This is a genomic window from Stenotrophomonas sp. RS-48, assembly GCF_030053245.1.
Lineage (GTDB): Bacteria > Pseudomonadota > Gammaproteobacteria > Xanthomonadales > Xanthomonadaceae > Stenotrophomonas > Stenotrophomonas maltophilia_P.
The window spans coordinates 96,619-113,668 of record NZ_JASGBV010000048.1 but is presented as its reverse complement, the minus strand read 5'-3'; the positions used below and the strand labels follow the sequence as shown (position 1 = coordinate 113,668).

Here is a 17,050-nt window from a genome sequence, read left to right as displayed (position 1 = left end):
GGGCGGGCGATCAATCGGCGTCTTCGACGCGCTCGCCCATCAGTTCGCGCTGGCGCTTGTCCAGCTCCTCGGCGTAGCGCCTGCGCACGAAGGCCTCGGAAACAATGCCCAGCAGCTGGCCATCGGCGGCAACCACGGCCAGTTCGTCGGCCTGCGTCCGGTCGAAGCACTGCATCACGCTGACCACATCCGCGCCCGGCAACAGTGACACCTCGCGGTTCTCGGCCAGATCGCCAACGGGTGTCTCCGGCTTCACGCCGTCGGCGTAGACGCGCGGAATCTGCACGATGCCGGCGTAGTGGCCTTCGCTGTCGATCAGGACCACGCGACTGCCGGAGCCCAGCGGGAAACGCTGGCGGAACGCAGCGGCATCCAGCCCGGCCGGAGTGGTGGCAACGCCCTTGCGCATCATCCGCCCGGCGTTGAGGGTGTGGATCCAGCCGACGTCGCGTGCGCTGCGGATGGTTTCGCCGCGCAGATGCATGCGCCATGTCGAGAACGAGTAACCGAACCACTGGCGGACCAGTGTGCTGGAGACCAGTACCGCGCTCATCACGACGCTGGTCAGCAGGAAGTCGTGGGTGCCTTCCAGCACCAGCATGGCCATGGTCATCGGCGCGCCGACCACTGCGGCGGCCAACGCGGCCATGCCCGCAAGCGCCGCGGACGTGGCATCAACCACGGGCACGCCGGTGGCCGTCGCCAGCAGGCCGGCAAACAGGGTGCCGACCAGGGTGCCCATGAACAGCGACGCAAAGAAAAGACCACCTCGGAAGCCGAAGCCCAGCGAAATGCCCGAGGCCAGAAGCTTCAGGGCGAGCAGGCCGCCGATCCAGATCAGTGGCAGCTGCGTGGTCAGGTCCAGGTGCAGCGCACCGTGACCGGAGGAAAGCACCTGCGGGCTGGCCATGGCCAGTGGAATCAGCAGGAGGCCGCCGACCACCGGGCGCCCCCACAGGGGCAGTGGACTGCGCTTGACCACGCCTTCGATGGAGGCGATCAGTCGCATCACGCCGATCCCCACCATGGCGCAGCAGCAACCGAGCAGGCCGTAGATCGCGTAGTCAGCGGCGCGCACATCGATGGTCGAGGCTGCGGGCAGCAGGTACGCCTCGATGCCGGCCTGGTCGGCGACGAATGCACCCGCCAGTGCGGCCAGGGCCACAGGCGCGAGAGCGGCGGGCGTGTAGGCGCCGATGACGATCTCGAACGCGTAGAAGGCGCCGGCCAGCGGAGCCCCGAAGGCCGCGGCGATGGCGCCGGCGGCACCGGCACCGACCAGGATGCGCACATCATTGCGGCGCAGGCGCATGACACGGCCCAGCTGCGAGCCGCTGCCCGCACCCATCTGGGTATACGAAGCCTCAAGGCCGACGGACGCACCGCAGCCGTTCGACAGCAGGGTCTGGGTGAGCACGATCAGATTGTCGCGCATCGACATGCGACCGCCATGCAGGGCATTGGCCTCGACCGCGTCGAGCAGCGGGCGCTTGCGCCGCGCTGCCGCCAAGCTGACCAGCCCGACCAGCAGGCCGCCCAGCGGCAGCACCAGCAGGGCGGTCCAGCTGAGCGCGGGCAGGGAGCTGAGGCGCATGCCGGGTTCCAGCCCGTACAGCGCACTCTGCAGCCCGCGCGCGATGTCCGACTGCAGCAGCGTCAGGCCACCGGCGATCAGGCCGACCAGCAACGCCAGTGCGATGAACCACAGGTCGCTGCCACGCAGGCGCAGTCGCAGGCCCTGGAAGGCCAGATGCAGGCGCGATGGTTGAACCGTGGAGGCCATGGTGGCGGCATGATACGCCGCCATCGTGATCGCCACCGTCACCGTCACCGCATCGGGCATTTACCGCATCAGAAGCGGTAGCGTCCCTGAAGGTAGAAGGTGCGTGGCGCGGCCACCATGCGCCCGGCATTGCCGTCGACATTGCGGGTGTACCAGCGCTTGTCGGCCAGGTTGTTCACGCCGGCCGTGATCTCGCTGTCGCCCAGCCCCGGAACCTGCCAGGCCACCTGCGCATTCCACAGCCGCACCCCCGGCACGCGGCCCACACGTGCATCGGCGCTTTCCTGCCAGGTGTTGGCAGCGTCGGAGAACTGGCCGCTCTGGTGCGTGCTGGAGACATTGAAGGTCCAGGCCGACAGCGCATAGCGGGCGCCGATGCTGTCGGTGTCGCGCGAGTAGAAGGGCACGTCCCGGCCGCGGTTGTCACCGGACTGCTGGATCGCCTTGGTCCAGGTGTAGTTGGCGTACAGTTCCAGTCCGGCCAGCACGCTGTCTTCGGCGAAGCGGTATTCGAGCGCGCTTTCCACACCCTTGTGGTCGGTCGCACCGATGTTCTGGAAGGTGGGAGGAGTGATTCCCGGCACCTGCAGGATCTGGTTGTCGAAGCGCATCCTGAACACCGTGACGTCCGCGCGCAGCGCGCCGTCCTGCCAGCGGGCGCCCAGCTCGGTGGTCCTGGCCACCTCTGGATTCAGCGGATTGCTGGCGGTCTGCGAGTTCAGCTGGATGTTCTGCACCGGCCCGAACGAGGTGGTGTAGTTGCCGAACACGGTCAGCTGCGGGGTCAACAGGTAGGCGACGTTGAGCGAGGGCAGGGCTTTGTCGTTGCGGCTGCTGAAGGTGGTGCCGCCATCGGCCTGGCGGCGGTCCATGTCGATCCATTCCATGCGCACCCCCGGCGTGATCCGCCACTGGCCGATGGCGATGCGGTCGTCGAGATAGAAGGCGTGGGCGTCGGTCGCATTGTCGAAGCGGTTGATGGGGCTTGCGGCGCCGGTGCGGCGGGTCACCGTGTAGCTGCGGTCGTTGCCGCGCTCGCGCAGGAAGCGGTAGCCCGCGGTGACGTCGTGCACGCTTGCCCCCCAGTGCAGGCGCTGGGTGTAGCGCGGTTCGATGCCGAGCACGCGGTAGTCGCGCGGCTGCACGCTCACCTGGGTGTTGGCAGCGTTGATCAGCGAGCTGGCACGGGTGCTCTCGTTGTAATAGGCCAGTACCTCGAACTCGCTGGTGTCGGACAACGTGTGGGTGTAGCCCAGATCGATGCCCGTGCGGTGGCCCTTCCAGAAGTCATCGGGACGCGTGTTCTGGAACGGATCCGCCTCGTACTGCGCGCGGGTCAGGCCGCCTGGCGTCAGCGAGCGGACGTCGTAGTAGGACAGCTTGGCACGCAGCGTCTGCTGGTCGTCGATGGCGTAGGCGAACTTCAGTGCCAGATCGTTGAAACGGTCGTCGCTGCCTTCGCGCCAGCCGCGACCGTCCTGGCCGGAATAGAGCAGGGCGACGCCCAGGCCGTTGTCGCTGGTGCCGCCGAGGAAGGTGTTGTACTGGGTGCTGTCGCCGCCGCCATGGTCATGGGCGTTGTAGCGGATCCCGACCTCGCCGTGCAGGCCGCTCTGCTGCGGAATGGCGCGGGTGCTGAAGTTGATGATGCCGCCCACGTTCTGCGGCCCGTAACGCACGGCTCCGCCGCCGCGCACGACGTCGATCGATTCGATGTTGGACAGGCTGGCCGGCGCGAACGACAGCTGGGGCTGGCCGTAGGGTGCGACGGCCAGCGGCACGCCATCCAGCAGCACCGTCGAGCGGGGTGAGTAGCGGCCGGTGAGGCCGCGCACGCCGATGTTCAGCGACACCGAACTGCCGGCGGTGCCGGAGTTGTCGGTGACCTGCACGCCGGGGATGCGGCGCATGGCGTCGCCGATGCTGGTCGCGCCACTGGCCTCGATGCGCTGGCGATCGACCACCGTACGTGCCCCGGCGAAGCTCTTGACGCTGTCATGCAGGCCGGTGCCCAGCCAACTGCCGGAGACCTGGATGCTGTCGAGCGTGGTCGGCGCGTCCTGGGCGAGGGCGGAAGCAAGGGGCATCAGGCACAGGGCGAGGGCTGCCACCAAGGGCAGCTGGGCCGGTTTCGGGGTGTGGAGGGGCATCTGGACGGCGCAGGGAAGGTGGTAAATGAGAATTATTGCTGATTCCATTCGTGAATGGAATCGAAGGCCGATGGCCTCCGGGGTCGGGTGGTAAAGTGAATGATTGCCTCCTGACTCACCGAGATCCGTCATGCCTGCAGCTGTCTTCTATCCCGTCGGAACCCCTGGCCAGCCGTGGGGAGCGGCGGAACGGGAGCAGTGGCGTGCGCGCCAGCAGCGCCTGCGCCGCTACGACGAGGAAGTACTGCCGCGCATCGAGGCACTGGCAGCGCGCTTCGACAAGGTGGCCTACGGCCAGCTCGACTACGCGGGAGAGACCTATACCCTGTTCGCCCTGCGCAGCCGCGACTGGAACCCGGCGCTGCCGGCGGCGCTGGTCACCGGCGGCGTGCACGGCTACGAAACCAGTGGCGTGATGGGTGCCCTGGAGTTCCTTGAAAAGCACGCGGCCGATTACGCGGGCAAGGCCAACCTGCTGGTGGCACCGTGCGTCAACCCGTGGGGCTTCGAGCGCATCAACCGCTGGAACTTCGACGCGATCGATCCGAACCGCAACTTCCGTGCCGGTGGTCCGGCTCGCGAATCAACCGCGCTGATCGAGCTGATCGAACCCCTCAAGGGCCAGTTCGTGCTGCACATCGATCTGCATGAGACCACCGACAGCGATGAAAGCGAGTTCCGCCCTGCGCTGGCGGCGCGCGACGGCAAGCCGTTCGAACCGGGCCTGATTCCTGATGGCTTCTACCTGGTGGACGACAGCGCCAATCCGCAGCCGGCGTTCCAGCAGGCCGTGATCGCGGCGGTGGAAAAGGTGACCCACATTGCACCGGCCGACGACAAGGGCGAGATCATCGGCTCTCCGGTGGTGGCCCATGGCGTGATCGAGTACCCGCTGGTGGAACTGGCCCTCTGTGCCGGCATCACCGGTGCGCCGTACACCACCACCACCGAAGTCTACCCGGACAGCCCGCGCGCCACGCCGCAGCAGTGCAACGACGCGCAGGTGGCCGCGGTCTGCTCCGCGCTGGACTACGCACTGGCGCATCGCTGAGGGGGAGTGCCGAGCCCATGCGCGGCTGCGGTTGCAACAACCTTGATACATCCCGGGCCGATACGGCCCGGCGCTACCGCAGTGCGTCGGCCCACCACAGTGCGGCCGGCCCGGGTGGCGTGTCGCGTCGCCACACCAGGTCGCTGTGGATGCGCCGCGGCCAACCGGGCAGGGCCAGTTCCACCAGGTGTCCGCGGTCGTAGCGCTGCACCAGCGCTCTCGGGAGTTCGGCCCAGCCGATGCCTTCCTCGGCCATTTCCATCACCATCAGGTAGTCCGATGCGGTCCAGGCCGGGCCGGCGACGGCACGCGCGTGATCGACCTGTGCGCTCAAGCGAATCTGTCGATGGCGGGCAAGCTGCGGTGCGGCGCGCGCACCGGCCGCGGCCAGTGCGTGTCCGTGCGCGACATACACCGCCAGCTCGCTGTGATGGGCCAGGGGCTGTGCGATCACTGCATCCGGATAGCGCTCCTGGCGAGGCAGCAGGCCCAGTCCGGCGCGGCCGCTGCCGACCAGTTCCAGCACATCGTGCCCTTCAGCGTCGAGCCACTCCAGTTCGATTTCGGGAAAGGCTTCAGCGAAACGCTGCAGCACCTGTTGCGCCGGGTCCAGCTGGTAAACATCGGAGAACACCACCGTCAGCCGGGGTTCGACAGGTGCAGCCAGGCGCACGCTCAGCTGCTGCAGGCGCGCATCGGCAGCCAGGATTTCCTGGGCATGGCCCAGCACCTGCCGCCCCGGGTCGGTAAGCTGCGGATAGCGCCCGCTGCGGTCGAACAGGGATACGCCCAGATCGGCTTCCAGATGGGCGATGGCGGTGCTGACCGTCGATTGCGTCTTGCGCAGGCGCCGCGCGGCAGCCGAGAAGGAGCCCAGTGCGGCAGCCTCGACGAACGCCTGCAGGGATTCAGGAGAGTAGGGCATCGATCCATCGCTCATATCGATGGATTCCATTTTTGATCCATCGTAAATGGCGATGATACTGGACGCCATCGCCCCTGTCAGCGGGCGCTGTGAATCCTACTGGAGTTTTCCCATGACCCGTCGTGTTCCCGCCCCAGGCCCCCTGATTGCCTGGGCCTGCCTGACCGTGGCGATCGTCGCCGAAGTGGTCGGCACGTCCTTCATGGCCCATGCCGCCCGCGCCGGTGGCTGGACCGGCTACCTGGTGATGGCCGGGGCGCTGGCGTTGTCCTATTACTTCCTGGCGCTGTCGGTACGGCGCATCGCGGTCGGCGTTGCGTATGCGGTGTGGGAGGGGCTGGGGCTGACCCTGCTGACCCTGGTCGGCATTGCGGTGTTCGGCGAGAGCCTGTCGATGCAGCAGCTGGCCGGCCTGCTGCTGGCGGTGGCCGGCATTGTCTGCGTCACCCTTGGGGAGGCGCACTGATGAACACAACGGCACTGTTCTTCGTGATCTGTTCTGCACTGATCGACGTCGCGGCAAACATGATGGTGGCCAAGTCTGAAGGCTTCCGCCGCTGGCAATGGGGTGTCGCTGCCGTCGTCATGGTCTGGATCGCCTTCGCGCTGCTGGGCCAGGCAGTACGCCACCTGGACCTGGCCACGGCCTATGCGCTGTGGGGTGCCATCGGCGTGATCGGCACCGCTGCCTGCGGGCGCCTGCTGTTCGGCAATCGCCTGCGGCCCATCGGCTGGATCGGCATTGCACTGGTGACGGGGGCGGTGCTTCTGCTCAGTACCGCATGAGCGGCGACGATTGCAGACCGGAGCGCGCTGTCCGACACTGCGGTTTTTCCGCAACGGAGTGCCGCCATGTTCAGCCACATCACCGTCGGTTCCAATGATCTTGCGGTCTCGCGCCGCTTCTACGACGCACTGTTCGCAGCCATCGGCGGCCGACCGGGCATGACCGATGAAGATGGAAAACTGGTCTACGTCAAGGACGGGCGGATGTTCATCGTGACCCCGCCCATCGATGGCCAGCCGGCGTGCCACGCCAATGGCGGCACGATTGGTTTCGCGCTGGAGACTCCGCAGGCAGTTCACGCCTGGCAGGACGCAGGCATCGCCCACGGCGGCAGCGCCATCGAAGATCCGCCGGGCGTACGCCACAAGGCCGGGCGGCAGCTGTACCTGGCCTACCTGCGCGATCCCGACGGCAACAAGTTGTGCGCCGTGCACGTGATGCGCTGAACTTCGCGGCGCGCGCGTGATACCACGCGCGTGCTGTCCCTGTGCTGTCATCGCGCGACAGCACTTCATCCTGCGTCCACCGCCGTTCAGCCAGAATCCGCCGGCTCACTCTTTGATCGACCGGAGAACGCCGCCCCGTGGAAGCCCTGGAGCCGCAACAATCCCCGGTGCGCACCCTGCGGCCTGTATTCGCCTTCGCGGCGATCATCGTCGTGGCGTTCGCGCTGTTCGTCAGCCTCTATCCAATCGGTGCCGGTCGCCTGCTGCTCAGCGCCCAGGACTGGGCGGCACTCAACGTTGGCTGGTACTACCTGCTGGCGATGACCCTCTATCTGGTGTTCGTGGTCGGCGTGGCGCTGTCCAAGTATGGTGGCATCAAGCTCGGTGCCGACCATGACGAGCCCGAGTTCAGCTATCTCTCCTGGGCGGGCATGCTGTTCGCCGCGGGCATCAGCATCACCCTGTTCTTCTTCTGTGTCTCCGAGCCGCTGACCCATTACCTGCAGCCGCCGCAGGGCGATCCCGCCGCTGGTGAGGCCGGCGCGCGCCAGGCCATGCAGCTGCTGTTCCTGCACTGGGGCCTGCATGGCTGGGGCGTGTTCGCGCTGGCGGCAATGGCCATGGCCTACTTCGCCTATCGCCACAACCTGCCGTTGGCGCTGCGCTCGGCGCTGTATCCGCTGATCGGCAAGCGCATCAACGGCCCGATCGGCTACACCGTGGATGCGCTGGGCATCGTCGCCACCGTGTTCGGCATCGGCGCCGACATGGGCTTCGGTGTCCTGCACCTCAATGCCGGGCTGTCGCACCTGTTCGACATCCCGCACTCGAACTTCGTGCAGATCGCCCTGGTCGCCAGCATGATGGGGGCGGCGGTGGCCGTGGCAGTGTCCGGCGTGGAGAAGGGGGTCCGCTGGATGGCCAACATCAACATGCTGCTGGCGATCGCGCTGGTGCTGTTCATGCTGTTCGCCGGGCCCACCCAATACCTGTTCGGCACGTTGATGCAGAACCTGGGCGACTATCTGGGCAGCGTGGTCGGCAAGAGCTTTGACGTGTACGCCTATGGCGGACGGCCGGCATGGTTGGGCGGCTGGACGGTGTTCTACTGGGCCTGGTGGATCGGCTGGGCGCCGTTCGTCGGCCTGTTCATCGCCCGCATCTCGCGCGGACGTACCATCCGCGAATTCGTGTTCGGCGTGCTGCTGATTCCGCTCGGCTTCACCCTGGCCTGGCTGTCGATCTTCGGCAACAGCGCGCTGGACCAGGTGCTGCACCATGGCCAGCAGCAGCTGGCACAGCTGGCCGTGGATGACCCACCGACCGTGCTGTACGCATTGCTTGATGGTTATCCGTGGAGCCGCACGGTGATCGCGGTGACCGTGCTGGTCAGCTTCATCTTTTTCGTGACATCGGCCGATTCGGGCGCGGTGGTGCTGTCCACGCTGTCGTCGCACGGCGGCGCTCCGGAAGACGATGGCCCGCGCTGGCTGCGCGTGTTCTGGGGCACGGTGATCGCCGTGCTCACCGCAGGCCTGCTGCTGGCGGGCAGCATCGATGCGTTGAAGTCGGCGGTGGTGCTGGCGTCACTGCCATTCTCGGCGGTGCTGCTGCTGATGATGTGGGGCCTCACCCGAGCCTTCAGTGACGAATCGCACCGCAAGCGCGCGCTGCAGTACCGGCCATCGCCGCTGATCGGCGACGATCGCCACCACCAGGGCTGGCGCCAGCGCCTGAGCCAGGCGATGCACTTCCCGGTGCGCGACCAGGTCTACCGCTTCATGGATGACACGGTGAAACCGGCGATGGAAGCCGTGGCCGAGCAGCTGCGCGGGCAGGGCTGGGATGTGCATACCCGCATCGAAGCCGGCGACATGGAACTTTCGGTCAACCATGGCGAGCAGCAGGACTTCCTGTATCGGGTGATCCTCCGCGGCTACCTGACGCCGTCGTTCGCCGCCCAGCAGCTGCGCAACCAGCGCTACTACCGCGCCGAAGTGCATCTGTTCGAAGGCAGCCAGGATTACGACCTGGTCGGATACAGCCGCAAGCAGATCATCAACGACATCATCAGCCAGTACGAGCGGCACCTGCAGTTCCTGCACCTGAGCCGGTGACGTGCAACCGCCGGGGCATGACCCGGCGGTCGGTGGTGGCGCGCAGCCACGCCATCACGGGCGCAAGAGCACCTTGCCGTTGCGGCCGGAACCTGCGCCGGCCTTGACCGCCGCGGCGACATCATCGAGTGCGAACACCTGTTCCACCGGCAGCGTCAGTTCGCCGCCGGCTGCACGCTGCAGCAGTTCGCCCACCAGCCGTCGCTTGTCGTCCACCGCCATCGCCTGGCTGACCTTGCTGCCCCAGAAGCCCTTCACGGTGGCCTCCTTGTAGATCAGGCCTCCGGCGGGGATGCGCATGGGCTCGCCGCTCATCACGCCGAAGGACACCAGCGTGCCGTGGTGGCCGAGCAGGTCGACCAGGTCACCGCTGGCGTCGCCGCCGATGGAATCCACGGCGGCCGCCGCCTGCGCTTCACCGGTCACTGCACGCACGCGGTCCTTCCAGCCGTCCACCGAGGTATCGAATACATGATCGATGCCGAGCGCCTGCAGCTGCGCGACTGCATCGGCGTTGCGCACCAGGTTGGCCACATGGACACCACGTGCCCGCGCCAGCATCGCCAGCGACTTGCCGACCGCGCCATTGGCGGTGTTCTGCACGATCCATTGGCCTGGCTCGACATGCAGGAATTCCAGCAGCATCAGCGCACTGAGCGGCATGGCAATCAGCTGCGCAGCGGTCTCATCGGGGATCGATTCCGGCATCGGAATCACCATCCGTGCCGGCGCGATGAATGCTTCGGCCCAGGTGCCGTGCACCGAGGCGGCAGCGACACGCTGACCGACCCGAAGGCCGTCGACGCCGTCGCCAACCGCGTCGACCACGCCCAGTGCCTCGCTGCCACCGATCGCCGGCAGCGTCGGCTTGTAGCCATACAGGCCGCGTACGGTCAGCAGATCGTGGTTGTGGATGGAGGCGAGCACGGTACGGATGCGCACCTCGCCAGGACCAGGTTCAGGCAGGGCGGCCTCGGCGACGGCAAGGACGTCGGACGGGTCACCGAAGGAGGAGTACTGGGCAGCGCGCATGGGGGATGTTCCGCGGAAAGTGGAGGTTGTATCGAAGTGGGGATGCGTGCGGCGTCGACAAGGCGGCGCAGACGCAACACGGCATCCTGCGACGGTTCGTCGCGGAGGGCGCTATTTACTGCATCTTGTGTTGACGATATCGATTATCCCCACTATGTTGGGGCTGTCACTCCCGGTCAGCCGCCGCCGCCGGACGATGCAAGACACGTCCCGCGGCCCGCCCCTGAAGGCTTGCCGTGTCGACGCGGCCGCCCTCGTGCGGACTCAGGTCGCCCCCACGGCCCGGATACCGGCCGCAGGCGCAGGCACTTGCCGACGATCTGGTGTTCCCGCGCTTTGGCATCCCACCCGATCGCCCCGTGCGCCGGTATCGCGTGCAGGGCCGCCATGGCATCGGCGCAATCGTGCGTGCGAGCCTGGAGACGCAGGACCATGACCGAATACACCTACCGCGCGGCCGATCCGGCCGGCGCCGGCGACGCCTTGCGCGCCGGTGGCGAGCGCGTGCCGACCTGGATCACCAAGGAGGCCGGCAACCGACGCCTGCCGTTCGACGCCGGGCGCCTGCAGCGCAGCATCGACGCCATCCATGCCGAGTTCCCGCAGCTGGACGTAGCCGACTACCGCCGCGTGGTACAGGCGATGGTTGAGCGCAAGCCCAGCATCAGTGCCGACGACCTGGTGGACCTGCTGATCCGCGAGGCGGAATCCCGTGTGGACCTGGTCGCGCCGGACTGGGAGCGGTTCGCCGCCCGCATCTACCTGCGCCGCCTGTACAAGCGCGCCAGCCGCAACCGCTTCTACGATGTCAGCCTGAAGTACGGCTCGTACGTAGGCCTGCAGGAGAGCCTGGCCGACCGTGGCGTCTACAGCAATGACATCCTGCGCTGCTACTCGAAGGAGGAGCTGCAGCAGGCCGGAGAGATGATCGATCCCGACCGCGACCGTCTGTTCGCGTACAACGGCCTGTACCTGCTGGCGACGCGCTACCTGGCCAGCGACCGCAGCCGCGAGGTGTACGAGTTGCCGCAGGAGCGCTGGCTGACCATCGCCCTGTACCTCATGCAGGAGGAGAAGCCGCGTGAGCGGCGGATGCAGCTGGTCGGCGAGGCCTACTGGGCGCTGTCGAACCTGTACATGACGGTGGCCACGCCGACGCTGGCCAACGCCGGCAAGGTCGGTGGACAGCTGTCCAGCTGCTTCATCGATACAGTGGACGACAGCCTGCAGGGCATCTATGACTCCAATACGGACATTGCCCGGGTTTCCAAGCACGGCGGGGGTGTCGGCGCCTACCTGGGCTACGTGCGCAGCAGCGGTGCACCGATCCGGGGTGTGCCCAACTCGTCCGGCGGCGTAGTGCCCTGGATCAAGCAGCTCAACAACACCGCGGTATCGGTCGATCAGCTCGGCCAGCGCAAAGGCGCGGTGGCGGTATACCTGGACATCTGGCACCGCGACATCGAGGCCTTCCTCGATCTGCGCCTGAACAACGGCGACCAGCGCCTGCGCGCGCATGATGTGTTCACGTCGGTCTGCGTCCCCGATCTGTTCATGGAGGCGGTCGAGCGTCGGGCCGACTGGTACCTGTTCGACCCGCATGAGGTAAAGCAGGCCAAGGGCTGGTACCTGCAGGACTTCTACGATGAGACGCGCGGTGCGGGCAGCTTCCGCGACCGCTACGCGGAGCTGGTGGCCGACGAGCGCATCAGCCGGCGCACCGTGCGCGCGATCGATCTGTTCAAGCGCATCATGCTCAGCCAGCTGGAGACCGGCAATCCATTCCTGTTCTACCGCGATGAAGTCAATCGCAGGAACCCGAACAAGCATGCGGGCATGGTCTATTCCAGCAACCTGTGCACGGAGATCCTGCAGAACATGAGCCCGACGCGGATGATCCAGGAGATCGTCAGCGGCGACCAGATCGTCACCACCCGCCGCGCCGGCGATTTCGTGGTGTGCAACCTGTCCTCGATCAATCTCGGACGGGCGGTCACCGCGCCGGACGATCTGCTGGCGAAGGACGTGCTGGAACGGCTGATCCCGATCCAGGTGCGCATGCTGGACAACGTGATCGATCTCAATGCCTTGCCGGTGCCGCAGGCCACGATCACCAACCGCAAGTACCGGGCCATCGGCCTGGGCACGTTCGGCTGGCATCACCTGCTGGCGCAGCAGGCGATCCCGTGGGAATCGCCGGAGGCCGAGGCGCTGGCCGACCGCCTGTACGAACGCATCAACTTCCTGACCATCCAGGCCAGTGCCGAACTGGCGAAAGAGAAGGGCCACTATCCGATGTTCGCCGGCAGCGACTGGCACACCGGCCGCTACTTCAGCGACCGCGATTACCGTGATGCGGCCTGGGAGCGCCTGGCGCGTGAGGTGGCCCGCCATGGCCTGCGCAATGGCTGGCTGCTGGCGGTCGCGCCGAACATGAGCACCGCCCAGATCGCCGGTTCCACTGCCTCGATCGATCCCATCTACAGCGCGTTCTACTACGAGGAGAAGAAGGACTTCCGACGGCCGGTCGCGGCCCCCGGGCTTTCGCTGGAGACCTGGCCGTACTACGAGAAGGGCGCCTACAAGGTGGACCAGTTCGCCAGCGTCCGGCAGAACGCCCGGCGCCAGCGCCATGTGGACCAGTCGATCAGCTTCAACCTGTATGTGCCCAGCACCATCCGTGCCAGCACGTTGCTGGAGCTGCACCTGAGCGCATGGCGCGCGGGACTGAAGACCACCTACTACGTGCGCTCCAACGACATCGACATCAGCGAATGCGAGTGGTGCTCGAGCTGATCGCTGCGCCCCAGCCGCGGTAGCGCCGGGCCATGCCCGGCGAGCGCACCGCGCGGCCACCGTACATTCCGCCGGGCACGGCCCGGCGCCATCCTCAGCAGGTAACACCATGGCAACGCCGCTTGACCGCATCAAGATCCTTGAACCACGCCATCCCAATCGCAGCACCGGCATCATCAACGGCCGCACCAGCGGCATACTGAACTGGAACGACATTCCGTACCCCTCGTTCTATCGGGCGTACAAGGAACTGTCGACCAACTTCTGGATCCCCGACGAAGTGGACATGAAGCTGGACGCACGCCAGTACGGTGAACTGTCCGGACGCGAGAAGAACGCCTACGACTCGATCATCGGCCTGCTGGCCACGCTCGATTCGCCGCAGACCCGGTTCATCTACAACGTCGCCGAGTACATCACCGATCCGGCCGCGCATGCCAATGCGGCGATCATCGGCCAGCAGGAAGTGATACATAACGAAAGCTACAGCTATGTGCTGGCGTCGATCACCGATCTGCCCAACCAGAACCGGGTGTTCGAACTGGCCCGCACGCATCCGACCATCATCAGTCGCAACGCGCCGATCATGCAGGCGTACGACGACTTCATGCGCGACAAGACCGCGGAGACGCTGCTGAAGTCGCTGATCCAGTCGTCGATCCTGGAGGGCATCAACTTCTATTCCGGCTTCGCCTACTTCTACAACCTGGTGCGGCAGAACCGCATGACCGGCACCGGCAAGATCATCAGTTTCATCAACCGCGACGAGCTGGCCCATACCAAGTTCATCAGCGAGGTGATCCGGGCCATCGTCGGCGAGAATCCGGAACTGCAGACCAACGAGCTGACGGCTTACGTACACAGCGCCTTCGAGCATGCCATCACGCTGGAGACGCAATGGTCGTCGGAAGTGCTGGATGGCATCGACGGCATCGATGTGGACGAGATGGTGCGCTACGTGAAGTACCGCGCCAACAAGATGGCCGGCATGCTGGGCATCGAGCGGCTGTACAGCGATACGACCGACAATGTGATGCCGTGGATCAAGGCCTACGCCGACAACTTCACCGAAACCAAGACCGACTTCTTCGAGATGCGCAATGCAAGTTACAAGAAGACCAACGTCGACAACGGCTTCGACGATCTCTGAGCGGGGGCCGGCGCTGGGCATCCTGATCGTGGTCGCCTCGCTCAGTGGCAATACCCGGGAGCTGGGGCGGCAGATCGCCGAGCGGTGTCGCGCGGCGGGTCACGCGGTGCATTGGCAGGAGGCCGACGACCTGCGCCAGCCGGCTCCGCTGGCGGCCGATGAAGCCGACCTCGTGCTGCTGGGCAGCTGGACCGACAACGCCGGGCGCACACCGGCGGAGATGAAGGCGTGGGTGGCCGGCATTGCTGGGCAGGGTCAGTGGCCGCGACAGGTGGCGGTGTTCGGCACCGGCGAGACACAGTGGGGCCAGGAGTACTACTGCGGCGCCGTGCACCGCCTGATCCGCTACTTCCATAGCAGCTACCCGCCGCTGGAGATTGAACAGATGCCGCACGGCGAACGCCACGCCGCCGCCATCGACGCCTGGACCGACGCAGTCCTGGCCCATTACCGGAGTACCACCGATGCAGATCATCGACGCCACCACGCCTGAGCAGCTCCAGCAGCTGCTGGCCGAACATCCCCGGGTCCTGGTGGATTTCCACAAGGACCAGTGCCCGGGCTGCCGGATGCTGGAGATGTCCCTGCAGCGTGTCGCCAGCAGCGGCGCGGGGCAGGGCATGACCCTGCTGCGGGTGCAGCTGGAAGTGCTGGGTGAAACCTTCTTCAGGGAGCTGGGGCTGCGCCAGACACCAACGCTTGCGCTGTTCCGTGACGGCAACGAACGCATCCGCCTGGCCGGATTCCAGTCGCCACAGCAGATCGAGGCCGCCATCGCCCTGCATCTGTAGAGCGGGGCCAGGCTCGACAGCGCTGCACGCGTGCGTCGAGCATGGCCCGGTGGCGGCCCTCGGCCGTCAGGCGGCGGCGAAGGTATCGACCAGCAGCTTCACATTCAGTGCCACGATCACCAGCGCGATCAACCAGGCGATCGTACCCAGCCACCGCGGCGCCACCAGTGCGCCCATGGTCACCTTGTCGGTCACGATCCGCACCAGCGGAATGATCGCGAACGGAAGCTGCATCGACAGCACCACCTGGCTCAGCACCAGCAGCTTCACCGCGCCCTGGTCGCCGAACAGCACGATCACCACCACCACCGGAATGATCGCCAGCGCCCGGGTCAGCAGCCGCCGCAGCCAGGGCGGCAGGCGAAGGCGCAGGAAGCCCTCCATCACGATCTGCCCGGCCAGCGTCGCGGTCACCGTGGAATTCAGGCCCGATGCCAGCAGTGCCACCGCGAACAGCGTCGCCGCGGCGCCCACGCCCAGCATCGGTGCCAGCAGCTGATGCGCCTGCTCGATGTCTTCCACGTCGAAGCGACCGTTGGCATGGAATACGGCCGCGGCCAGGATCAGGATGCTGGCATTGATGAACAGTGCCAGCGTCAGGGCCAGCGTGCTGTCGGTCACCGCCCAGCGCAGCGCGCTGCGGCGACCCTCGTCGGTACGCGGATACGCTCGGGTCTGCACGATGGACGAGTGGAGGTACAGGTTGTGCGGCATGACCGTGGCGCCGATGATGCCGATCGCGATGTACAGGGCGTGCGGATCGGTGACCACCTGTGCGCGTGGAATGAAGCCGCCAAGGACCGCCATGACAGGCGGCGCGGCCATCGCGATCTGGACCACGAAGCAGGCGAAGATCACCATCAGCAGCGCGATGACGAAGGCCTCCAGCGCGCGGAAGCCGCGGTTCATCAGCAGCAGCACCAGCAGCGTGTCCAGCGCGGTGATCACTGCACCCCACAGCAGCGGCAGGTCGAACAGCAGCTTCAGTGCGATGGCGGTGCCGATCACCTCGGCCAGGTCGCAGGCGATGATGGCTGCCTCGCACAGCGCCCACAGGGCCAGGTTGACCGGCTTCGGGTAGCGCGCGCGACAGGCCTGGGCCAGGTCCAGCCCGGTGGCGATACCCAGCCGCGCCGAGAGCGCCTGCAGGATCACCGCCATCAGATTGGACACGAGGATGACCGACAGCAGCAGGTAGCCGAAGCGTGAGCCGCCGGCCAGGTCGGTGGCCCAGTTGCCAGGGTCCATGTAGCCGACCGAGATCATGTAGCCCGGGCCGAGGAACGCCAGCAGGCGGAACCACCAGTGGCCCTTGTCGGGTACCGCCACCGAGGCATTGAGCGCACCCAGGCTGGCCGGGGCAGGGGCCGAAGGGTCATCGGGCGCCAGGGTGTTCATGCGCTTAATATAGCCACTGCTATATCCAATAGCAATGTGAAACAATCGTCTTTATCGCGTCACTGGTCCAGAATTCAGCTTCATTCCCGGACGACTTCGGCAGGACAGGCGCACGCGTGGGCAAGAGCGACGATTCGACATCGCCAAAGAATCCCCCCTTGATCGAGGCCGAGCGCCAGGTCGAGAGCTTCCGGCAGGTGCGCGAGGCGCACCGGATGGAACTGGTGGAGGACTATGTCGAGCTGATCTCGGACCTGCTGGCCGATGGCGGCGAGGCCCGCCAGGTCGACATCGCCACCCGCCTGGGGGTGGCGCAGCCGACGGTGGCGAAGATGCTGCGGCGGCTGGCCCGCGACGGCTGGGTCGTGCAGCGGCCCTATCGTGGTGTCTTCCTGACCGCCGAGGGCGAGGCGTTGGCCCATGCCAGTCGCCAGCGGCACCAGACGGTGGAGCGCTTCCTGTTGGCGCTGGGCGTGGATGCCGATACCGCCCGGCGCGATGCCGAAGGCATCGAGCATCACGTCAGCGAGCAGACGCTGGCGCTGTTCGAAGCATTCGTGCGCAAGGCCGAGGGCGGGTAGGGCCGGTGCCCGCGATCTGAAGGGTGGCGGTAGCGCCGGGCCA

At 66.5% G+C, this 17,050-nt stretch carries 15 protein-coding genes; 10 read left to right on the top strand and 5 right to left on the bottom strand.

Going from position 1 to position 17,050, the window contains the following annotated elements:
* Positions 1-10: 10 nt before the first annotated feature.
* Both QMZ25_RS10410 and QMZ25_RS10405 read right to left on the bottom strand, forming a co-directional pair.
* The gene (locus QMZ25_RS10410) at positions 11-1,783 is read right to left on the bottom strand and encodes a chloride channel protein (RefSeq protein WP_283219587.1); all 1,773 of its coding nucleotides are present in this window, start codon (positions 1,781-1,783) and stop codon (positions 11-13) included.
* A 68-nt stretch (positions 1,784-1,851) separates the two neighbouring features.
* A complete protein-coding gene (locus QMZ25_RS10405) occupies positions 1,852-3,933 on the bottom strand; it encodes a TonB-dependent siderophore receptor (protein WP_345782730.1) in 2,082 nt (693 codons plus the stop codon).
* Between the two features lie 130 nt (positions 3,934-4,063).
* Between QMZ25_RS10405 and QMZ25_RS10400 the strand changes: the two genes are divergently transcribed.
* Positions 4,064-4,984 carry a M14 family metallocarboxypeptidase gene (locus tag QMZ25_RS10400; protein ID WP_111185920.1) on the top strand — a complete coding sequence of 307 codons (921 nt, stop codon included), beginning with the start codon at positions 4,064-4,066 and terminating at the stop codon, positions 4,982-4,984.
* Positions 4,985-5,057: 73 nt separating this feature from the next.
* On the opposite strand, the gene QMZ25_RS10395 is transcribed toward QMZ25_RS10400, so the two are convergent.
* Positions 5,058-5,909 (bottom strand): LysR family transcriptional regulator, encoded by an 852-nt coding sequence (locus QMZ25_RS10395; protein ID WP_065175330.1) that lies wholly within the window; start codon positions 5,907-5,909, stop codon positions 5,058-5,060.
* A gap of 112 nt (positions 5,910-6,021) precedes the next feature.
* Here QMZ25_RS10395 and QMZ25_RS10390 point away from each other — a divergent pair, with 112 nt between their 5' ends.
* From QMZ25_RS10390 to betT, 4 genes are all read left to right on the top strand, one after another.
* Positions 6,022-6,375, top strand: coding sequence for an SMR family transporter (locus QMZ25_RS10390; protein ID WP_053517832.1), 354 nt, complete (start codon positions 6,022-6,024; stop codon positions 6,373-6,375).
* Complete coding sequence (locus tag QMZ25_RS10385; protein WP_065175236.1) at positions 6,375-6,695, top strand: multidrug efflux SMR transporter; 321 nt, start codon at positions 6,375-6,377, stop codon at positions 6,693-6,695. Before QMZ25_RS10390 ends, QMZ25_RS10385 begins: the two co-directional genes overlap by 1 nt.
* Positions 6,696-6,761: 66 nt before the next feature.
* Positions 6,762-7,142, top strand: coding sequence for a VOC family protein (locus QMZ25_RS10380; protein ID WP_065175235.1), 381 nt, complete (start codon positions 6,762-6,764; stop codon positions 7,140-7,142).
* Between the two features lie 137 nt (positions 7,143-7,279).
* Positions 7,280-9,259 (top strand): choline BCCT transporter BetT, encoded by a 1,980-nt coding sequence (gene betT, locus QMZ25_RS10375; protein ID WP_053517828.1) that lies wholly within the window; start codon positions 7,280-7,282, stop codon positions 9,257-9,259.
* 54 nt (positions 9,260-9,313) lie between these two features.
* Here the strand turns inward: betT and QMZ25_RS10370 are convergent, their stop codons facing one another.
* Positions 9,314-10,291, bottom strand: coding sequence for a zinc-binding dehydrogenase (locus tag QMZ25_RS10370; protein WP_283219579.1), 978 nt, complete (start codon positions 10,289-10,291; stop codon positions 9,314-9,316).
* Between the two features lie 432 nt (positions 10,292-10,723).
* Here QMZ25_RS10370 and QMZ25_RS10365 point away from each other — a divergent pair, with 432 nt between their 5' ends.
* From QMZ25_RS10365 to QMZ25_RS10350, 4 genes are all read left to right on the top strand, one after another.
* Positions 10,724-13,087, top strand: coding sequence for a ribonucleoside-diphosphate reductase subunit alpha (locus QMZ25_RS10365; RefSeq protein WP_065182934.1), 2,364 nt, complete (start codon positions 10,724-10,726; stop codon positions 13,085-13,087).
* A gap of 109 nt (positions 13,088-13,196) precedes the next feature.
* Entirely contained in the window at positions 13,197-14,237 is a 1,041-nt protein-coding gene (locus QMZ25_RS10360) for a ribonucleotide-diphosphate reductase subunit beta (protein ID WP_053517822.1), read from the top strand.
* Positions 14,238-14,250: 13 nt separating this feature from the next.
* A complete protein-coding gene (locus QMZ25_RS10355) occupies positions 14,251-14,730 on the top strand; it encodes a flavodoxin (RefSeq protein ID WP_253118617.1) in 480 nt (159 codons plus the stop codon).
* Positions 14,702-15,028 carry a thioredoxin family protein gene (locus QMZ25_RS10350; RefSeq protein WP_053517820.1) on the top strand — a complete coding sequence of 109 codons (327 nt, stop codon included), beginning with the start codon at positions 14,702-14,704 and terminating at the stop codon, positions 15,026-15,028. Before QMZ25_RS10355 ends, QMZ25_RS10350 begins: the two co-directional genes overlap by 29 nt.
* 66 nt (positions 15,029-15,094) lie before the next feature.
* On the opposite strand, the gene QMZ25_RS10345 is transcribed toward QMZ25_RS10350, so the two are convergent.
* Positions 15,095-16,426 (bottom strand): Nramp family divalent metal transporter, encoded by a 1,332-nt coding sequence (locus QMZ25_RS10345; RefSeq protein WP_053517819.1) that lies wholly within the window; start codon positions 16,424-16,426, stop codon positions 15,095-15,097.
* Between the two features lie 116 nt (positions 16,427-16,542).
* Here QMZ25_RS10345 and mntR point away from each other — a divergent pair, with 116 nt between their 5' ends.
* The gene (mntR, locus tag QMZ25_RS10340; RefSeq protein ID WP_053517818.1) at positions 16,543-17,007 is read left to right on the top strand and encodes a manganese-binding transcriptional regulator MntR; all 465 of its coding nucleotides are present in this window, start codon (positions 16,543-16,545) and stop codon (positions 17,005-17,007) included.
* Positions 17,008-17,050 lie beyond the last annotated feature (43 nt).